Annotated in this window: 19 protein-coding genes; 10 read left to right on the top strand and 9 right to left on the bottom strand. The window is 73.9% G+C overall.

The window, feature by feature from the left end; genetic code table 11:
- Positions 1–208: 208 nt before the first annotated feature.
- Positions 209–667: an ATP-binding protein gene (locus tag ACFXHB_RS05265; protein WP_380572244.1), complete on the bottom strand. Its 459-nt coding sequence runs from the start codon at positions 665–667 to the stop codon at positions 209–211.
- 132 nt (positions 668–799) lie between these two features.
- On the opposite strand from ACFXHB_RS05265, the gene ACFXHB_RS05270 reads away from it, so the two are divergent.
- The 6 genes from ACFXHB_RS05270 (at position 800) to ACFXHB_RS05295 (ending at position 5,042) form a co-directional block, all read left to right on the top strand.
- Positions 800–1,672, top strand: a complete 873-nt coding sequence (locus ACFXHB_RS05270) for a Scr1 family TA system antitoxin-like transcriptional regulator (protein ID WP_380572247.1) — start codon at positions 800–802, stop codon at positions 1,670–1,672.
- A 2-nt stretch (positions 1,673–1,674) separates the two neighbouring features.
- Complete coding sequence (locus ACFXHB_RS05275) at positions 1,675–1,914, top strand: DUF397 domain-containing protein (protein WP_380572249.1); 240 nt, start codon at positions 1,675–1,677, stop codon at positions 1,912–1,914.
- A gap of 173 nt (positions 1,915–2,087) precedes the next feature.
- A complete protein-coding gene (locus ACFXHB_RS05280) occupies positions 2,088–3,053 on the top strand; it encodes a DUF4331 family protein (RefSeq protein ID WP_380572252.1) in 966 nt (321 codons plus the stop codon).
- 129 nt (positions 3,054–3,182) lie between these two features.
- Positions 3,183–4,016 carry a DUF1206 domain-containing protein gene (locus tag ACFXHB_RS05285; RefSeq protein WP_380572254.1) on the top strand — a complete coding sequence of 278 codons (834 nt, stop codon included), beginning with the start codon at positions 3,183–3,185 and terminating at the stop codon, positions 4,014–4,016.
- 137 nt (positions 4,017–4,153) lie between these two features.
- Entirely contained in the window at positions 4,154–4,585 is a 432-nt protein-coding gene (locus ACFXHB_RS05290; protein WP_380572257.1) for a hypothetical protein, read from the top strand.
- A gap of 94 nt (positions 4,586–4,679) precedes the next feature.
- Positions 4,680–5,042, top strand: coding sequence for a cupin domain-containing protein (locus tag ACFXHB_RS05295; RefSeq protein WP_380572378.1), 363 nt, complete (start codon positions 4,680–4,682; stop codon positions 5,040–5,042).
- Positions 5,043–5,125: 83 nt separating this feature from the next.
- On the opposite strand, the gene ACFXHB_RS05300 is transcribed toward ACFXHB_RS05295, so the two are convergent.
- The 3 genes from ACFXHB_RS05300 to ACFXHB_RS05310 form a co-directional block, all read right to left on the bottom strand.
- Positions 5,126–5,353, bottom strand: a complete 228-nt coding sequence (locus ACFXHB_RS05300) for a DUF6458 family protein (protein ID WP_380572260.1) — start codon at positions 5,351–5,353, stop codon at positions 5,126–5,128.
- Between the two features lie 57 nt (positions 5,354–5,410).
- Positions 5,411–6,133 carry a hypothetical protein gene (locus ACFXHB_RS05305; protein WP_380572262.1) on the bottom strand — a complete coding sequence of 241 codons (723 nt, stop codon included), beginning with the start codon at positions 6,131–6,133 and terminating at the stop codon, positions 5,411–5,413.
- Positions 6,134–6,228: 95 nt separating this feature from the next.
- Entirely contained in the window at positions 6,229–6,759 is a 531-nt protein-coding gene (locus ACFXHB_RS05310) for a hypothetical protein (RefSeq protein WP_380572264.1), read from the bottom strand.
- A gap of 297 nt (positions 6,760–7,056) precedes the next feature.
- On the opposite strand from ACFXHB_RS05310, the gene ACFXHB_RS05315 reads away from it, so the two are divergent.
- Positions 7,057–7,770, top strand: a complete 714-nt coding sequence (locus ACFXHB_RS05315) for an alpha/beta hydrolase (protein ID WP_380572267.1) — start codon at positions 7,057–7,059, stop codon at positions 7,768–7,770.
- A gap of 117 nt (positions 7,771–7,887) precedes the next feature.
- The gene (locus tag ACFXHB_RS05320; RefSeq protein WP_380572269.1) at positions 7,888–8,343 is read left to right on the top strand and encodes an OsmC family protein; all 456 of its coding nucleotides are present in this window, start codon (positions 7,888–7,890) and stop codon (positions 8,341–8,343) included.
- Between the two features lie 55 nt (positions 8,344–8,398).
- Here the strand turns inward: ACFXHB_RS05320 and ACFXHB_RS05325 are convergent, their stop codons facing one another.
- Complete coding sequence (locus tag ACFXHB_RS05325; protein ID WP_380572271.1) at positions 8,399–11,566, bottom strand: putative bifunctional diguanylate cyclase/phosphodiesterase; 3,168 nt, start codon at positions 11,564–11,566, stop codon at positions 8,399–8,401.
- A 375-nt stretch (positions 11,567–11,941) separates the two neighbouring features.
- On the opposite strand from ACFXHB_RS05325, the gene ACFXHB_RS05330 reads away from it, so the two are divergent.
- Both ACFXHB_RS05330 and ACFXHB_RS05335 read left to right on the top strand, forming a co-directional pair.
- Complete coding sequence (locus ACFXHB_RS05330; protein WP_380572273.1) at positions 11,942–15,352, top strand: amino acid adenylation domain-containing protein; 3,411 nt, start codon at positions 11,942–11,944, stop codon at positions 15,350–15,352.
- The gene (locus tag ACFXHB_RS05335) at positions 15,349–16,146 is read left to right on the top strand and encodes a leucyl/phenylalanyl-tRNA--protein transferase (RefSeq protein WP_380572275.1); all 798 of its coding nucleotides are present in this window, start codon (positions 15,349–15,351) and stop codon (positions 16,144–16,146) included. The genes ACFXHB_RS05330 and ACFXHB_RS05335 overlap by 4 nt, the downstream gene beginning before the upstream one ends.
- An 84-nt stretch (positions 16,147–16,230) precedes the next feature.
- Here the strand turns inward: ACFXHB_RS05335 and ACFXHB_RS05340 are convergent, their stop codons facing one another.
- The 4 genes from ACFXHB_RS05340 to ACFXHB_RS05355 all read right to left on the bottom strand — a co-directional run bounded on the left by ACFXHB_RS05340 (position 16,231) and on the right by ACFXHB_RS05355 (position 19,147).
- On the bottom strand, positions 16,231–16,722 hold the full coding sequence (locus tag ACFXHB_RS05340) for a PH domain-containing protein (RefSeq protein ID WP_380572278.1): 492 nt from the start codon (positions 16,720–16,722) through the stop codon (positions 16,231–16,233).
- Positions 16,723–16,906: 184 nt separating this feature from the next.
- The gene (locus ACFXHB_RS05345; RefSeq protein WP_380572281.1) at positions 16,907–18,052 is read right to left on the bottom strand and encodes an FAD-dependent monooxygenase; all 1,146 of its coding nucleotides are present in this window, start codon (positions 18,050–18,052) and stop codon (positions 16,907–16,909) included.
- Between the two features lie 51 nt (positions 18,053–18,103).
- Positions 18,104–18,718 (bottom strand): ATP/GTP-binding protein, encoded by a 615-nt coding sequence (locus ACFXHB_RS05350; protein ID WP_380572283.1) that lies wholly within the window; start codon positions 18,716–18,718, stop codon positions 18,104–18,106.
- Between the two features lie 3 nt (positions 18,719–18,721).
- The gene (locus ACFXHB_RS05355; RefSeq protein WP_380572285.1) at positions 18,722–19,147 is read right to left on the bottom strand and encodes a DUF742 domain-containing protein; all 426 of its coding nucleotides are present in this window, start codon (positions 19,145–19,147) and stop codon (positions 18,722–18,724) included.
- Position 19,148 lies beyond the last annotated feature (1 nt).

Raw genomic sequence — 19,148 nt, forward strand, 5'->3', positions numbered from 1 at the left:
GGCCGGGGGGCGGCGCGGACCCCCGCCCGGGCCGGTGCGTGTCCCCGGGGGGCCCCCCCCCCCCCCACGCCGCTTTCAGGGGGCGAGGGTGACGCGGGGGAGCGGGGCGGGCGGTTCCTGGGGCCGGACGGGAAGCGCCCAGGCGGTGAGGGCGAGGAGCAGGGCGAGGGGGAGCAGGGTGAGCGCGGCGGCCTGAAGCGCGCGGTGCTCAGGCCGGGTCGGGGAGGTCGAGTTCGGCCCAGACGGTCTTGCCGTTGGGATGGCGGGGGATGCTGCCCCACCGGTCGGCCAGCGCGCCGACGAGCGTGAGACCGCGTCCGGACTGGGAGTGGTCGGCGCAGGAGGCGGGCACGGCGGGGTGCCGGTCGCCCCGGCAGTCGGACACCTCGACGCGCAGCGTCGTGCCGCCCCGGGGCGTGCTGGCGAGGGTGAGGGCCAGCTCGAACAGGCGGCCCGGCACCCGCCCGTGGGTGCTCGCGTTGGTGGCCAGTTCGGCGACGACCAGCAGCGCGGAGTGGAAGGCGTCGGGGGCGGCGGAGTTGAGCCCCCAGGAAGTGAGCTGCTGTCTCGCGATCCGGCGGCCGATCGAGGCCCCTTTGGGAGAGGCGGTCAGCTGCGCGCAGTGGGTGCGGGTGGTCGCTGTGTCGAGGGGAATTTCGGACTTCATGTGACAAAGCCTGGTGGCTCGGAAGTACCCTGACCATGGATCGGGCGAGTACGGAGCGTGCTTGTCCGGGCGCGGAGTGTCGGGTTGTCGGTGGGCTCGGGATTAACCGATCGAAACGGCGGGGTGGTTGTCGTGGGTAGCGATGAGCGCGTGGTGTTCGAGGACGGCGAACTGCCGGAGGGCTCCGAAGGGGTCGCGGAGTTCTTCAGTGCGGTGGGGAAGCAGATCAAGATCTTTCGCGAACGAGCCGGTCTGACGCAGCGTGAGATGGCCGAAAGGATCGGCTACGGCGAGGACATGGTCGGGGCGGTCGAGCGCGGCCGACGCACCCCTAGAGTGGAGTATCTGACAGCGGCTGATGAACTCCTCGGAGCGGGAGGAGTGTTGAAGGCGGTTGCGGACGACGTCATGAAGGCGAAGATCAGGGTGAGCACAAGGCACCCTGCCTGGTCCAAGGCATTCACGGACGAGGAGGCCAAGGCCGTCGAGATCCACGACTACAGCGTGGTCGCAGTTCCTGGACTCCTGCAGACCGAGGCCCACGCTCATGCGCTGTACGAGATGCGGCGGCCCTGGCTGTCGCGGGAGCAGGTCGACGAGTGGGTTGCGGCGCGCATGGCTCGTCAGGTGATTCTCACCCGGTCGCCACTGCCGGTGATCAGCTGGGTGATCGACGAGGGGGTGCTGAGGCGCCCCCTGGGTGGTTGGGACGTGCACAGGGATCAGCTGCGGCACCTGGTCAAGATTGGGGAGACGTGGGGATTGGAACTCCAGGTGATTCCCCTCGACAGGACTGAGCATGCGGGGATGGGTGGGTCGTTCGCGTTGCTCACGCCGCCGGGGCGCGCACAGATTGCCTACGTCGAGGTGCAGCACATCAATAGGCTGATCACGAATCCGGAGGAAGTCCGTAGGATGGCAGCTCGGTACAGCAGCATCCGGGGACAGGCGCTCGACCCGCGACAGTCCCTGGCCCTGATCGAGCAGATTCTGGGAGAACGGTGATTATGGCCGAGCTGGTGTGGTTCAAGAGCAGCCACAGCACCAATGAGGGCGCCAACTGCGTAGAGGTTGCCTGGCAGAAGAGCAGCTACAGCGGCAATGAAGGCACTGCGTGCATCGAGGTCGCCTCACTCCCCGGCACCGTCCACGTTCGTGACTCCAAGGACAAGAGCGGGCCGCAGCTGGCCTTCGAGCCGGCCGCGTGGCAGGCGTTCGTCGAGTTCGCCGCTGCCTCCTCCCTCTGACACGCGCGCTCCGACATCCCACCCTCTGAATACCCGTCACAGCAGCCCGGCCGTCCGCCAATCGGCGGACGGCCGTCTTCTGTACGGGCGGCCTCCCCCTCTTGTACGGGCCCCGCTGGTAGCAACGGAGCCGACAGCCAGGGGGGAACGCAGAGACGAGGTAGCCCAGCGCCATGTCCCACCACCTCAGTGGTCCGAACCTCCGCTCTCCCCGGGGTGACGCCCGGCTCGACCTCACCGACCTGTTCGCGTTCCCGGCGGCCGACGCCTCGGGGCGGACCGTCCTGATCATGGACGTGAACCCGTACGCGCCGACCCAGGCCAACGCGTTCCACCCGCACGCCGTCTACCGGATCAACATCGACAGCGACGGGGACCACCAGGCGGACGTCGCCTACTCCTTCACCTTCTCCGACCCCGACGCGGGCGGTCAGACCGTCACCGTCCACCGCGCCACCGGCGAGGCCGCCCGCAAGCACGAGGCCACCGGGGACGTCCTCTTCGCCGACGTCCCGGTCGCCTTCGGTGACGCGCCCGACGTCGTCGAGGCGAACGGCTACAAGCTCTCCGTGGGCCTGCGCAGCGACCCCTTCTTCGCCGACCTCGAAGGGATCGTCAACAACTTCACCTGGACCGGCAAGGACGCGATGGCCGAGGCGAACGTCTTCGGCATCGCCCTGGAGGTGCCGGACGCCGAGCTGGGGCCCGATCCGACGATCGGCGTCTGGGCGCGGGTCAGCCTCCACCAGGACGGTCAGCTGATCTCGGTGGACCGGGGCGCCCACCCGTCCCTGACCGCCTACTTCAACGCCGAGGAGGTCAAGGACGCCTACAACACCGGCGAGCCGGCCGACGACTGGGCGAAGTACCGCGAGCCCTGGACGGCCGTCCTCCAGCACACCGGCGACTACACCACCGACGCCGCCACCGAGACGCTGAAGCTCGTGCTGCCGGACATCCTGCGCTACGACCGCTCCCGCCCGGCGATCTACCCCAACGGGCGGACGCTGGTCGACGACGTGACCTCCGCCCGGCTGGCCATGGTCTCCGGCGGCAAGGTCACCAGCGACCACATCCCCGCGCACGTCGACCTGCTCCCCGTCTTCCCCCACCTGGGCCACCCGCACCCGGTCGCCTGATCCTCCGGGGCTGCCCGCGCCCACCGGGCAGCCCCGCCACCCCGGCTCCGGACGCGTGTCACGGGGCCGGGCGGGCAGACGCCCCGGCAGACCGGGCGCGCACGGCGCCCGCGGCTGAAGGGGGCCGACGTGGCCGCAGGGGCGCACGGAAGGACGGCGGGCGGGAGACCGGCCGCCGGCGACACGGCGGACCGCGCACTGAGCGGTGCCGGGCGAGCGGGGTTCACGGCCCGGGGCGTCGTCTACGTCCTGGTCGGCTACCTGGCCCTGCGGATCGCCTTCGGCCGGGGCTCCGACGAGGCCGACCGCGAGGGCGCGCTGCGCACGGTGGCGGACGGGCCGTTGGGCCGGACGGTGCTCTGGCTGCTCGTCGCCGGCTTCGCGGGCATGGCGCTCTGGCGGGCCGGATCGGCGGTGGTCGGGCGCGGCAAGGACGGCAAGCCGGGCAAGCGGGCCCTGAACGCCGGCCGGGCGCTCTTCTACGGCGCGGTCTGCTGGGGAACCGCGGCGTTCGCGACGGGCAGGGGCGGACGGTCGAGCAGCGACGACGCCTCCAAGGACTGGACGGCCTCCGCCCTCGGCCTTCCCGCCGGGCGCTACCTGGTCGGCGCGGCGGGCCTGGTGCTCGCCGGTATCGGCGTCGGTATCGCCGTTCGAGCCCTGCGCCGCCGCTTCCTGGACCGACTGGACACGGCGGCGATGGGGCGCCGCACCCGGACGGCCGTCACCGCCTGCGGCGTCGCCGGCAACACCGCGCGCGGCCTCGTCTTCGGGGTCGCCGGCGCTTTCGTCGTCACCGCCGCCGTCCGCTACGACCCGCAGCAGGCCAAGGGCCTCGACGACACCCTTCGCAGCCTCGCCACCACCCCGGCCGGCCCCTGGTTGCTCGCCCCGACCGCCGCCGGCCTGCTGCTCTTCGGCGCCTTCTCCTTCGCCTCCGCACGCTGGCGGCGCCTCTCCTGACGGTGCGCAACGGTACGCACCACCCGCGCCGCCGGTGGGTGAGGGGGAGCCACCCCCTCACCCACCGTGCCGTTCACCAATGCGGCACCCGGTCGCCGTGGTCGGGCGGTGTGCCGCGATACTCCAGCATGAGCAGAATGGCGCAGGTCATCGTGCTGGCGACGTACGCGGACGAGGTGATGGAGCCGCTGACCCGGCCCGACGAGTCGCGCGCCTGGCGCGGCGAGTTCACCCCGCTGGACCTCTTCGTGGGTGGCTGGGTCATCGAGTTCGAGCGCATGCGGCCGCGCTCCGGACTACTGGAGCACCTCGCGTCGCTCCCGTGGCCCAACCCGGCGCAGGTCCAGGTGCTGATCCACGACGAGGAGGACGACTGCTTCGGTCTCTGGATGATCCACGACGGGACGCTGGTCGAGGTGCCGTTGCCGCGGACCCAGCGGTACCACGGCCCGGCGCCCGCGCCCCACGAGTTCCCGCCCAGCCCGGGATACCTCTGGCGGACGGACGTCGGCGGCGAGGTCCCGGCCGGGTTCTCGACCCGCCCGCAGGACCCGCGACCGGCCTGGTAGCGGGTCCTGCGGGCGGGTGCCGGTGCGGGCAGTGACCGCGGCACGGAACAGACTCGGTGCCGGTGACCCGATGAGGAGGAGGACCCTCTTGGAGATGTTCCGTTTCGACCGCGCGGAGAAGGTCGTCGACCGCTTCGACAGTGTGGGTGCCAGCGCGACCCCGGTCGCGGCCGGGGAAGGGGCCGTCCATCTGACCTGTCTGTCTGTCGAGCCCGGGGGGACCATCGGGGCCCATCCGGCCCCGGTGGCGCAGCTGTTCCTGGTGATCGCGGGCGAGGGCTGGGTGGCGGGCGCCGACGGGCTGCGGGTGTCCGTCTCGGCCGGTGACGGCGTCCGGTGGGAGCCGGGCGAGGTGCACACCTCCGGCTCGGCCACCGGCCTGACGGCCCTGGCCGTGGAGGGTCCGTCCCTGGTGCTCTCCGCACCCGGCCCGCGTGAGCCCGGCGCCGTGGCCTGACCCCGAGACGGACCCGGCGGCCACCGGGACCGGTGGCCGCCATGCGCCTGACCGGCTGCCGACCGGACCCGGTCGGCAGCCGGTCAGGCGCCGTCGTAGTAGCGGCGCTCCTCGACGACCGGGTCGACCGCGCGCGAGCCCACCAGACGGCGGCGTCGCAGCGCGCGGGCGTAGACGACCAGGCCGAGCAGACCGGCGACCATCAGGACGACTCCGACGACGTCGAGGTTGACCCCCGACAGGTGCCAGTCGACGGCGAAGGCGAGGATCGCGCCCAGGGCGAACAGGATGATGCAGCCGCCGATACCCATGGCGGTCTCCTTCCCGTGCTGGGGGGCGGCCGGACGCGGCCGCCCCGGGTGAGGTCGTCAGCCGAGCAGTCGGTCCAGGACGGTGCGGTAGTCGCGCATCGCCAGGCGCAGCTGTTCGGTGCGGACTCCCGGCTCCTGGTCCGGGGTGCGGCACTCCTCGCGCAGGTCCGTCAGTCGGCGGCGGACGGCCTCGGCGACCAGGTCGGCGGTGCGGCCCACCAGCTCGTCGGCGGTGGCGGCGGAGCCGGCGGGGTCGTCGACGAAGGCGATCTGGGCGCGTTCCCACTCCGTCCGGGCCTCCTGGACGGCCCGGGCGTCCAACCAGGGGCCGAGGCCGCCGGACGGTCGGCCGGGACCGGTCGGCGCGACGGCCTGCCCGGTCGGCGCGGTCGCCGTGGCCGGTGCGGCCGGTTCCTGCGGCGCGGGGGGCGTCAGGGGCGGCGCCGCCGGGGCGGCGGGGACGGCGGCCGGGGCGGGCGGTTCCGGCTCGCGGACCGCCGGGAACACCTGGAGCGCGGCACCGTCCGGTCGGTCCTCGGCCCGGCCGGACGCGGGTACGGGGGCGGACTCGTGGCCGGCGGCGTGCTTGGGGCCGCCGGACCGGGCGGGCCGTTGCTCCGGCGCGTCGGCGGCCCGGTCGTCCGGACGCGGACCGCTCGGACGCGGTCCGCCCAGGCGCGGTCCGGCGTGGCGCGGGTCGGCGCGGTGGACCCGGCCGTGACCGGTCCGATCGTCGCCGCTCGGGCCGTTTCCGCTGCGGTGCTGCTCGATTCGGGTCATGTCTCCTCCTCGGACTGACGTCGTGCGGATGCCGTTCGAACACCGGCTTCGGGAACACCGGCTTCGGGAACACCGGTCGGGCCGGTGCCGGCCGGTCAGTGCCGGACGGGTACGCCGGTCTGCTCGTCGTGGAGCAGTGCCACGACCAGGTCGCGGGCGGCGATGACGGATCGGCGCAGTTCCTCGCTGTCGGCCCCCGGGTCGTCCAGGGTCCGGCGGGCGTCGCGGTAGGCGGGCACCCGGGTGGCGTGGTCGACGGAGAGCAGCTCCGGACGGTCCTCGCCCGGGTAGCCCAGGTCGGTGAGCAGCGAGTCGAGCAGTCGGGCCGTGCGGACCGCGGACTGGCGTGGATCCTCGACGAACAGGGCCTGCAAGCCGCGCAGTTCGGCCAGGTACCGGTCCCGGTCGGCGGCCTCGACCGGGACGGTCTTCACCCGGCGGCGCAGCGCCACCCGGTCGGTCAGGTCGTGCTCGGCCGCGCGGACGTCGCCGTCGTGGGCGAGGACGGCGCGGTCGTACTCCGGCCCGAACCGCGCGCGCAGCCTGTGCGAGCGCAGCCGGGGAGCCAGGACGGCGAAGAGTGCGGCCGCCGCGACGACCGCGACGACGACGATCTGGAGAGCCATCTCCGCTCCTTTCGGGGGCGGTCCGCCGGTGCGGCCGCCGGGCCCTCGCCTTGCCCGTCCGGCGTCCGGCAAACCCGCGCGGCACCCGGCAGTTGTCCCGCCGTCGGCCGGTGACCCGGCCGGGCGCCCGGCGTGAGGGGGCTCGGCTACGGTGCCCGTGCAGGTGATCGCCTGTGCCCCGGCGGCGGCCCGAAAGGTCATCAACCCATGCGCGTGCTAGGGCGTGTTTGCAAAGTCGCGCCTGGTCCGACGCGACTTTGCAAACACGTCCTGGCGGAGTCGACCTCGGACGGGGTCGTGGAACGCCGCTTCGCCCTCGGCGAGGTCCCGGGCGTCCTCTGGTCGCCCGCCGCCGGCGGCGGCCGCCCGCTGGTGCTGCTGGGCCACGGGGGTGGCGGGCACAGCCGGGCGCCGGTCCTGGCGGCGCGCGCCCGCCGCCTGGTGACGGCGTACGGCTTCGCGGTCGCGGCCGTGGACGCGCCCGGGCACGGCGACCGGCCGCGCAGCGCGGGGGACGCGTGGTTCGCGGCGGAGATCGGGGCGCTGCTGGCGGCGGGCGAGCCGCTCAGCCAGGGGATCGCCGCGCACACGGCCGCCCTGGCGGCGCGGGCGGTGCCGGAGTGGCGGGCCGTCCTGGACGCGGTCCGCGCACTCGAACCGGTGGTCGCCGGGCACCCGGTGGGCTACTGGGGCCTGTCCCTGGGGACGGCGATCGGCCTGCCGCTCCTCGCGGCGGAACCGCGGATCGCCGCCGCCGTGCTGGGCCTGGCGGGCGACGACTCGCTGACCGCCCCGGCGGCCCGGGTGACAGTCCCGGTCCGGTTCCTGTTGCAGTGGGACGACCGACTGGTCCGCCGCGAGGCCGGTCTCGCGCTGTTCGACGCACTCGGCTCCCGGGAGAAGACGCTGCACGCCAACCCCGGCGGGCACGGGGGTGTGCCAGCGGCGGAGGGGGAGCAGGCGGAGCGGTTCCTCGCGGGCCACCTCCGCGCGCCCGGGCCGGCCTCCTGAGCCGGCCGGCCCCTCGTTCCCCGGGTGCCGGGCAGCGGAGGCGGTACGGGAGAGTGGGGGTGGAGCAGGACCGGACCGGACAGGACCGGAACCCACCGGAGCGGGAGAGGGATGACGATGGAACAGCAGCAGCCCGAGCGCGGGCTCGTCGTGGTGAGCGAGAACGGCGTCGGCCGGTACGGGCAGCGGGTCCGGGCCGGCCGTCACGAGCTGACGGCCGACGAGCCGGGGCCGGTCGGCGAGGACAGCGGGCCGAACCCCTACGACCTGCTGCTGGCCGCGCTCGGCAGCTGCACCTCGATGACGGTGCGGATGTACGCCGAGCGCAAGGGCTGGCCGCTGGAGAAGGTGACGGTCGCGCTGCGCCACGAGCGGGTGCACGCGAAGGACTGCGCGGAGTGCGAGAGCGGGCACGGGCTCGTCGACCGCATCACCCGGGAGATCCGGCTGGACGGCGCCCTCGACGGCGAGCAGCGGCGGCGCCTGCTGGAGATCGCCGAGAAGTGCCCGGTGCACCGGACGCTGACCGCCGGGGTCGTGGTCAGCACCACCGAGGTACCGCCAGAGGCCTGACCGGCCTGACCGGCCTGACCGGGCACCCCACCGGGGCCAGGGCACCCGCCGCCCGTCACGTCCGCCGGACGCCCGCCAGGTCGGCCTCGCCCCGGACCAGGGCCCCGGCCTGGTCCGGGGTCAGCGGCCGGGCGAAGAGGTAGCCCTGGCCGAGCGGGCACCCCATGGCGGCGAGCAGGTCGCGCTGTTCGGTGTTCTCGATGCCCTCGGCGATGACCTGGACGCCGAGCGTGTCCGCGATCCTGGTGATGCCCTCGACCAGCGCGTACTGCTGCTGCGACATCCCGAGCCCGTCGATGAAGGACTTGTCGATCTTCAGGATGGAGATCGGGAACTCCCGCAGGTAGGAGAGCGAGGAGTACCCGGTGCCGAAGTCGTCGATCGCGATGCCCAGGCCCAGCTCGGCCAGCGTGCGCATGTCGGTGTGCACGCGCTCGTCGCGGCGCATCAGGACCGATTCCGTGAGCTCCAGCACCAGCCCGTTGGGGTCGATGCCGGAGGCCCGGATCGCGCCCCGCACGACGTCGACGAAGCCGGCGTCCCGGAACTGCCGGGCCGACACGTTCACGTTGACCCGCAGCGGGGGCCGTCCGGCGGCGCGGCGGGCGTCGGCGCTCAGCCGTTGCCAGGCGGCGGCCTCGTGCGCGGCGCGTTCCAGGACCCAGGCGCCGAGCGGCACGATCTGGCCGCTCTCCTCCGCGAGCGCGATGAACTCGTCCGGGAGGACCATGCCGCGCCGGTCGTGCGGCCAGCGGACCAGTGCTTCGAAGGCGACCAGGTCGCCCGTCGCGAGGTCGACGATCGGCTGGTAGTACAGCTTGAACGCCGACTCGGCGATCGCGGAGTCCAGGTTCTCGTTCAGCTCGTGCCGCTCCACCAGTCCGGCCTGCAGGGCGGGCTGGTAGTGGCACCACTGGCGCTTGCCGGCCGACTTCGCCGAGTACAGCGCCAGGTCGGCGTGGGTGAGCAGCTCCGCCGCGTCCACACTGTCCTCCGTGGTCGCCACGCCGACGCTCGCCGTCACCCGGACGGCGCCCGCGCTCAGTTTGAACGGTTCGACGAACGCGGCCAGCACGCTGTCGGCGATCGCGCCGACGTCCGACGGCCGCACCGCGTCCTCCACCAGCACCGCGAACTCGTCGCCGCCGAGCCGGGCCGCCGTGTCGGAGGTGCGCAGCGCGGTGGAGACCCGCAGCGAGACGGCGACCAGCAGTTCGTCGCCGACCGCGTGGCCCTGGGTGTCGTTGACCACCTTGAAGTCGTCCAGGTCGATGAAGAGGACGCCGGTGACCGCGCCGCTGCGCTCGCCCCGGGAGAGCGCGTGGCCGACCCGGTCCTGGAAGAGCACCCGGTTGGCCAGGCCGGTGAGGGAGTCGTGGAAGGCCCGGTGGGTGAGCTCGCGCTCCATCTGCCGCTGCTCGGTGACGTCGCGCAGGGTGAGCACCAGGCCGCCGACGGTCGGATCCCCGCGCAGGTCGTTGCAGCGGACCTCGGCCTCGATGGGGGTCCGGTCCTGGCGCAGCAGGCGCCAGTGCTCGCGCTGCGGCTCGCGGCCGTCGCCGGAGCGTGTGCCGTCCGGGCCCCGCATCCGGGCCAGCGCGCTGCCGACGGCGCGGCTGTCCTCGGGCGGGACGAGGTCGGTGATCAGGATGCCGTCCAGGTCGGAGTAGCCGAGCACGCGCTCGGCGGAGGAGGACGCGTAGCGGACGCCGTCGTCGGAGTTGAGGATCAGGATGACGTCGCTGGCGCTCTGCACCAGGGTGCGGAAGTAGGCCTCGCTGTTGCGGCGGTTGATCTCCTGGCTCAGCATGACGCGTTCGACGGCCAGGGCGGCCTGGGCGGCCAGGATCTCCAGCGAACTCCAGAGGCTGGTCAGTTCCTGTTCGGTGCCGGTGACGATGAGGGCGCCGATCAGCGGGTCGCCGGAGGGGCGCTCGGCCAGGGTGAGCGGGCAGAGCAGCGCGGAGGGCATGCCGTCGAAGCGCACGGCGAGATCGGTTTCGATGTCCTCGACGGGGATTAACCGGGTCTCCCGGACGGCCGCCAGGGCCAGCACCTCGTCCGAGTCGGAGCCGTCGCGCAGGTGGTGCTGGGCGGGGCCGCGTTCGGCGTGCCGGATGTGCAGGACGCCGGCCTCGCTGACCGCGAGCAGGGCGACGTGCCCGGGCTCGGTGGGCATCAGGGTGGAGGCGGCGCTCTGCACGGCGTCGGCGACCTCCTCGACGCTGACGGCCGCGGTGAGCGAGGCGCCGGCCTCGCGCAGGGCCCGTTCGCGGGTGATGGCCTCCCGCCGGGCGCTCACCACGAGCGCGAGGCGGGCGAGCACCAGCAGGAAGAGCAGCGCGGAGAAGGCGCCGATCACTCCGGCGTTGTGGGTGTTGCCGTTGATCGACTCGACGATCAGGATCGTCGGCGCGACCAGGGAGGCGGCGGCGAGCAGGGCGAGCCGGCCGCGGCCGAGGTCCACCTGTTGACTGGGGACTGGTTTGGTGAGCTCGACCATCGAGGGGTGCAGGGCGGCCGCGCCCCAGGCGGTGTAGAAGGCCGCCCAGCCGAGGTCGACCGGGGTGCCGATGTGCCAGTTGCCGTGCAGCAGGATCAGCCCGTACAGGATGTCGGAGATCAGCAGGCCGATGGTCCCGACGGTCAGCAGTTGGAGGGCCCGGCTGCTGCCGCCGCGTGGCACCAGCAGGCGCAGCAGCAGGGCGAGGACCACCACGTCGCCCAGCGGGTAGGCGATCGACACGGCCTTCTGGAACCAGCTGAGGTCCGGGTTCCGGGCGTAGGGGAGGATCAGGTAGATCCACGCGAGCAGCGCCAGGCCCATGGTGAGGATGAGGGCGTCCAGCAGGCTGGCGCGGTCCTGATGGGCCGTCCGCCAGCGGATGAAGCCCAGGACGCCCGCCGCGTACAGCAGGTACTCGGCGAGGTAGAAGCCGTCGGCCACCGAGGGGAAGGGGCTGCCCAGGTGCAGGAACTGCATCTGGACCACCTGGACGACCTCGCCGGCGGTGAAGCTGAGGTTGGCGAGTGCGAGCAGGTACCAGAACAGCCGGTGTGCGGGGCGGTTGAGGTGCACACCGATCACGATGGCCGCGACGCCGCCGAGGCCGATGCCGGTCCACCAGATGATCCGCTGGGTCGGGTTGCTGTAGTAGATGCAGGTGAACAGCACCATCCACGACAGGTAACAGACCATCAGGCGTTGTCGCCGACGTGTCAAGGAGGCTACCTCCTCCGCGACATCACCGCGCAGGTCCGGCGGTGACTTCGGGTGGGGTGGGTCCTGCGGTGCGCAGGTCCGCTCGATCTGCTCGGGGTTCTGCTCGGAGTCGGCTCGGACCCCTGGGAGTGGGGTTCGGGAATCGGGAGTTGGGCTCGGGTCCGCCGCGGAGGCGTTGTACGGGACCTCCGGACGGGGGTGCCCGCGGCTTCCGGGCAGCGGCCTCGGGCGTCCGGCGGCTTGCGGCCGGACGTTCGAAATAGGCCTTGAGTGCGTATAGTCGGAAATGTCGCACCTCCCAGCATTCTGCCGCCAACGCACGAGGTCAAGCCGGTGGACGATGCAGTCGACAGCGCACAGGGCGCACGTTCGGATGTGAGTTCCGGACGTCACGCCGTGGTGCGGAACGAAGACGGTCAGTACGCGATCTGGCCCGGTGGCACCGTGCCGGGTGGCTGGCACACGGTGTTCGGGCCCGCCTCCCGCGAGGAGTGCCGGGCCCGTGTCGAGCGCGAGTGGCGCTGGGGCGGGCTCGGACTGCCCGGACCGGGCGGAGCCGGGCGCGGCCCGGCCCGGGCCGGGTTCTCGGACACCGTGCACGGGCTGTTCCGGGCCCGGGCCGCGCACGACCCGGACGCGATCGCGCTGCTCACCGAGGACGGCGAGCTCAGTTACCGCGAGCTCGACCGGCGCAGCGACCGGCTGGCCGGCGTGCTGCGGGCCCGGGGCATCGGGCCGGAGCGGGTGGTCCCGGTCTGCCTGGAACGCGGGGCGGACCTGGTGACGGCCTGGCTCGGCGTGCTCAAGGCCGGCGCGGCGTTCCTGCCGCTGGACCCGGCCCACCCGCAGCGGCGGCTCGCCCGGCTCGTGGAGGACTGCCGGGCCGAGGTGGTGGTCGCGGCGCACGGGCTGCGGTTCACCGGGGTCCCGGTGCTCGGGGTCGACGAACGGGCGGATCCGGACCCGACGCCGGAGCCGCCACCCGGCGCGGCTGCGGGTACGGGCGCGGACCCGGACCCGGGCGCGGACCCGGAGCCGGACCCGACGGCCGACGCCGCCGCGCCCGACGACCTCGCCTACCTGATCTACACCTCCGGCACCACCGGGACCCCCAAGGGCGTGCCGGTCACCCACCGTTCGCTGGTGTTCACGCTGGACCGGGTGATCCGCGCCTACGCGCTCACACCGCGTGACCGGGTGCTCCAGCTCGCCGCGCTGGGCTTCGACACCTCGCTGGAGCAGGTCTTCGCCACCCTGCTGAGCGGCGCGACGCTCGTCCTCGGCGGTTCGCGGACCTGGGCGCCGACCGAACTGGTGCACCGGATGCGCGAGCTCAAGCTGACCGTCGCCGACCTCACGCCCGCCTACTGGCACCACGTGCTCGCGCTGCTCCCCGAGGGCGGTCCGGCCCCCGAGGGCCTGCGGCTGATCGTGGTCGGCGGGGACACCGTGCACACCGACGACTGCCGGGACTGCCTGGCGCGGCTGCCCGGGGTCCGGCTGGTCAACGCCTACGGGGTGACCGAGGCGGCCGTCACGTCCACGCTCTGCGAGATCACCCCGGCGGTGCTGGGGCCGACGGGCGGGGTCGGGCTCGGCGCGGCCCCCGTCCCGATCGGCAAGCCGCTGCCGGGGGTGCGCCTGCACCTGCTGGACGCCCGCCTCAGCCCGGTCCGGCCCGGCGAGAAGGGCGAGATCTACCTGGGCGGCCCCGGCCTCGCCCGCGGCTACTGGCGGGCGCCCGGACTCACCGCGGAGGCCTTCCTGCCCGACCCCTACGCGCCCGTCCCCGGCGAGCGGATGTACCGCACCGGTGACGCCGGCCGCTGGCGGGCCGACGGCCAGTTGGAGATCCTCGGCCGCTTCGACGACCAGGTGAAGGTGCGCGGCTACCGGGTCGACCCGGCCGAGGTGGAGGCCGTGCTCGCCGCCCACCCGGACGTGCGGCAGGCCCGGGTCGCCGCCGACGGCAGCTCCGACGGCGCGCACGTGCTGACCGCCTACTACACGCTCGCCGGGCGGGAGGGCTCCGGTGCCCAGGCGCGGCGGGCCCAGATCCGGGAGTACCTCGCCGAGCGGCTGCCGGACTTCATGGTCCCGGCCGACTTCGTGCTCCTCGACAGCATGCCGCTCACCACCGCCGGCAAGATCGACCGGCGCGGGCTGCCGCGGACCGCGCCGCAGCTCCAGCGGCGCGCGCGGGGCGACGGCGACGGCAGCGTCGAGGCCCGGGGCGCCGAGACCCGGGCCGAGGTGGCCGACCGCGCCCGGCGCGGCACGGGCGTCCTGCTCGGCGGCAGCGGCAGCACGATCGAACTCGCCGTCGCCCACCTCTGGTCCGAGCTGCTCGGCGTCGAGGAGGTCGGCCCGACCGACGACTTCTTCGCCCTCGGCGGCAACTCGCTGCTCGCCATGGAGATGCTGGCCCGGGCCCGGATCATGTTCGGCATCGACGTCACCCGGATCCGCTCCCTCACCCGCTCCCTGCTGCGCGACGCCACCCTGCGGGCCTTCGCGACCGCCACCCAGGCCGCGCGCTCCGGCGGCAACGGCTTCGGCGAGGCGGCCGTCGACTGGCGGGCCGAGGCCGAACTCGGCACCCCCGTCCGGCAGTCCTGGCGTCCCGCGCCCTCGCGCGCCGAGCCGGCCGAGATCCTGCTCACCGGCGCCACCGGGTTCTGCGGCGCCCACCTGCTCGACGCCCTGCTGGACACCACCCGGGCGCGCGTCCACTGCCTGGTCCGGGCCCCCGACGAGGAGCACGCCCTGGAGCGGATCCGCGGCGCCCAGCAGCGGTACCTGGGGCAGGACGTACTGGACAGCCGGGTGGTCCCGCTGGTCGGGGACCTCGCCGAACCGCTGCTCGGGCTGTCCCAGCACCGCTTCCAGTCGCTCGCCGAGAGCCTGGACGCGATCCACCACCTCGGCGGACAGGTCAACTTCATCTACCCCTACCACCAGCTGCGCGGCCCCAACGTCGGCGGCACCCGGGAGATCGTCCGGCTGGCCGGGCACTCGCGGGGCATCCCGGTGCACTACCTCTCCACGCTCGCCGTGCTCGCCGGCTTCGGCCCGGCCGGCGTCGGCGAGGTGACCGAACGGACGCCGCTGGCCCACCCGGAGCGGCTCGCGGTCGGCTACGTGGAGAGCAAGTGGGTCGCCGAGCAACTGCTGCACAACGCGGCGGCGGCCGGCCTGCCGGTCACCGTGCTGCGGACGAACGACGTCACCGGGGACCTCGCCACCGGGGTGATGAACACCGGGACGGAGATCTGCGCGCTGATCAAGTACATGGCGGACAGCGGGAGTTGCCCGGACGTCCGGCTGCTGCTCGACTTCGTCCCGGCCGACCGGTTCAGCCGGGCCGTGGCGCACATCGCCCGCCACGCGCCCGCGATCGGCGAGGTCTACCACGTGACCTCGCCGCGCCCGGCCGTCCTCGCCGACCTCGCCGACCGGCTGCGGGCGCGCGGCCACCGGGTGGACCGGGTCCCGTACAAGGCCTGGGTGGAGGACCTGGTCCGGTTCGCCGCCGGGCACCCCACCCACCCGATGACCCCGTTCGTGCCGCTCTTCGTGGACCGCAGTCCGGGCACCGACCTGTCCATCAGCGAGATGTACTTCCGTCCGACGTTCCCGCTGTTCGACCGGGCCAACACCGAGCAGGCGCTGGTGGGCAGCGGGATCGACCTGCCGGCGGTGGACGACGCGTTACTCGACCGCTACCTGGAGCAGTTGACGGCGGAGGGCTTCCTGTCGGCCCCGGTCGGGGTGGTCCGCCGGTGAGCGGGCCGGGCACGGCCGGCGGAGGCGGCTCGGCGGGCGCGGTGTTCGAGCGGCTGGACGTGCGCCGGGCGCCGGGGGACGGCCCGGTGGCGTTCGGCGCGGAGCTCGGGGCGGACGTGCTGCTGGCGGCCTACCACCGCGGACTCTTCCCGATGCCCGCCGCCGACGACTACGCCAGCGCCTTCAACGAGGCCCGGTTCGAGGAGGCGGTGGCGGCGGGGGAGGTGGTGTTGCTGCCCGGCGCCGACGACGACCCGTACGCGCTCGCCTGGTGGTCGCCCGACCCCCGCGCGGTGATCGCCCCGGGCGGGGTGCGCGTCGGGAGCCGGCTCGCCCGCCGGCTGCGGAACGGCGCGCGGTGGCACACCAGTGCCGACCGGGCCTTCCCACAGGTCCTCGCGGCCTGCGCGGAGGGGCGCCGACCGGCCTGGCTCACCCCGGAGTTGCACGCCTCGCTGCTCGAACTGCGGGAGCGCGGGGCGGCCCACAGCGCCGAGGTCTGGGAGGGCGAGGAGCTGATCGGCGGGGTCTTCGGGGTCGGGGCCGGGCCGGTGCTCAGCCTCGACTCGATGTTCCACCGCCGCTCCGACGCCGGCCGGGTCGCCGTCGCCGACCTCGCCGCCCGCTTCGCCGCGGCCGGCGGACGCCTGCTGGACGCCCAGTGGGACACGCCCCACGTCCGCGCCCTCGGAGCCGGCCTCGTCCCGCGCGAACGCTACCTCGCCGAACTCGCGGCGCCGGCGGACATCGGCCCGCTCGCCACCGAGACGCTCCCGGCGGCCCGGCTGGGCTGAGCCGTGCCCCGCCGGCCGGCCCGTCCGCCGGTCATCGGGCCGGTCGTCAGGTCGGTCGTCAGGTCGGTCGTCCGGTGGTACCGCTCACGCGGTCGGACCGGCGTCGCCGGGCTGTTCCTGGTGTCGGGTCAGGAGCTCGGTCAACCGGGCCACCTCGCGGTCCACCACCACGTGCTTGTCGTCCACGAACGGCAGCAGGACCTTCCGGCCGCCCGCGAGGTGCGCGTAGGTGAGGAACCGCGGTGCGCCCCGGCCCAGGTGGGCGTTCGGGTTGGGCTGCTTGCGGATCGCCTCGATGTCGGCCCAGGCCAGCCGCCGGCGCCGGACCATCCCGCGGACCTTGATGCCCTCCGCGGTGACCACGGTCGCGGCCTGCGCGGCCGACAGGACCAGGAGCAGGCAGAGCCCCAGGATCACCAGGGTGCCGGCGCCCTTCGTCCCGGAGGAGAACTCCTTGTCGGCCCAGAGCGGGAGCAGGGCCCCGCCCGACAGCAGCAGGATGGTGAACGCGAAGCCCCCGATCCGCGTGCTCGCCACCCGGTACTCGTGCGGAAGTCCCAGACTCTCGGTACTCATGCAGCCCACCCCTGACGAAGGTCATCCCCGGTAATCGACCGGTTTCGCAGTGTAGGGGCGCGGGGCGTCCGCCGACAGGGGATCGGCCCGATCGGGCCGTCCGGCCCGGTCCGGCCCGGCGTTCGAACAGCGCGGCCCCGCACGGGAGTTCCGTGCGGGGCCGGTCGGGCTCGGTGGCCGGGCGTCAGTACGGCTGGACGAGGACGTGGGCGGCGCCGGGGATGCCCACCTTCAGCAGCTCGTCCTCCTCGGGGGTGGTCGGCGTGCCGGTCTCCTGCTTCAGGACCGCCCGCGAGAGGGCCTGCACCCACATCGCGCGCGGCCGGCGGCGCTCCTCCCAGGCGGCGAGCGCGGCGGCGACGTCGGTGGCCGGGTCCTCGACGGCGTCCAGGCTCTGGGCCAGCACCAGCGCGTCCTCGACCGCCATCGCCGCGCCCTGCGCCAGGTGCGGGGTGCTCGCGTGCGCGGCGTCGCCGGCCAGCACCACCCGGCCGACGTGCCACGGCTCCTCCACGCCGACCTGCGAGATCCGCGAGTAGACCACCGCGGCCGGGTCGGTGACCAGCGCCAGCGCCTCGGCGACCGGACCGCCGAAGCCGGCCAGCCGCTCGGCCAGCTGCTCGTGGGCGCGCTCCGGGTCCGGGCGGAAGTCCTCCGGCTCGGCGAACACCGAGCCCAGGTACATCAGCTCGTCGGTGATCGGGGTCAGCAGGGCCTTCGCCCGGAGGTTCCCGGTGGACATCACCACGCCCCGCACCTCGGGAGAGCGCGGCAGCGTCACCCGCCAGTTGGCGAAGCCGGTGTACTCCGGCGCGTACGCCTCGCCGTACAGGCGGCGGCGCAGCGGCGAGCCGATGCCGTCGAAGCCGACCACCAGGTCGTACCGGTCCTGGTGACCGTCGCTCAGCGTGACGTCCACGCCCGCGCCGTCGTCGCTCAGGTCGGCGATCGTGGTGCCGAAGCGGAGCGTGGCACCGGCCGCGGTGGCGGCGCCGCTCAGCACCTCGGCCAGGGCGGGGCGCGGTATGCCGTTGTTGGACGGGGCGTCGCCCATCCGCGGCTGCGGGATCTTGGCGAGAACGGCGCCGGACGGGTCGCAGATGGTCAGCACCTCCCACTCGAAGCCGGCGGCCAGGCAGGCGTCCAGCACGCCGATCTCGCGCATCACGTGCAGCGCGTTGGAGGGCTGGATGATGCCGACGCCGAGCGCCTCCAGGCCGTCGCGCAACTCGGCCACGTCGACCCGGTGGCCGCGCCGGGTGAGCGCGGTGGCCAGGGTCAGGCCGCCGATGCCGCCGCCGTGGATCAGTACGCGCAGGGGTGAGGTCATGACGGTGGTTCTCCCAAAGGGGTCGGAACGGTCGGGGCGGGGCGGGCCGGGTCAGCCGACGGGCGAGGCCCGGACGGCGGAGAGGTCCATCAGGTGGTCGACCAGGGCCAGCAGCAGGTCACGTCCGAAACCGCGCTCGCGGACGTCGCCGAGCAGCATCGGCACCTGCGGGTCGAGGTCGAGGGCGGCCCGGATCTCGTCCGGTGACCGGGTGTTGTGCCCGTGGAAGCAGTTGATCGCGACCACGAACGGGATGCCCCGGCTCTCGAAGAAGTCGATCGAGGCGAAGCTGGTGTCCAGCCGGCGGGTGTCGGCGATGACGATGCCGCCGAGCGCGCCGTTCACCAGGTCGTTCCACATGAACCAGAAGCGCTCCTGCCCGGGCGTGCCGAACAGGTAGACCACCAGGTCGGGGCTGACGGTGATCCGCCCGAAGTCCAGCGCGACGGTGGTGGTGTCCTTGCTGTCCACGCCGGACAGGTCGTCCACGCCCACGCTGGCGCGGGTCAGGTACTCCTCGGTGCGCAGCGGCGCGACCTCGCTGACCGAGCCGACCAGGGTGGTCTTGCCGACGCCGAAACCGCCCGCGATGAGGATCTTCACGGCGGAGGGCGCGGCGGTGCTGCCGGAGGCGGAGGAGGGGGGAAGGGGTGCGGTCGGTGCCATGGTTCAGAGTCTCCGGAGTCCTTCGCGAACGGCCGTGAGCAGGCCGAGGTCCACGCCCCCGCCGGCCCGGGCCACCGACAGCGGGGCCCGGGCCAGCAGCAGGCCCTGGGAGATCAGGTCGCCCAGGAGGATCTTGGTGACCGAGATCGGCAGGTTCAGGGCGGCCGCCACCTCGGCGACGGCGGCCGGCTGCCGACAGCGGTCCAGGATCATCCGGTGCTCGGGCTGGAGCCCGCGCGGGCCCGACCGGGAGGAGCCCCGGGCCAGGACGGCGCGGGCCTCGTCCGTGACGGTGGTCAGCACCGTGATCATGGTGAGGTCGTCGCGCTCGGGCGCGGTGCGGCCGCGGGTGATGGTGTACGGGCGCACCATCGTGCCGGAACCGTCGACCTCGTCCTCGTCGGGCACCTCGCTCCAGTGCGGCGTCACC

This window comes from Kitasatospora sp. NPDC059327 (assembly GCF_042752535.1).
GTDB lineage: Bacteria > Actinomycetota > Actinomycetes > Streptomycetales > Streptomycetaceae > Kitasatospora.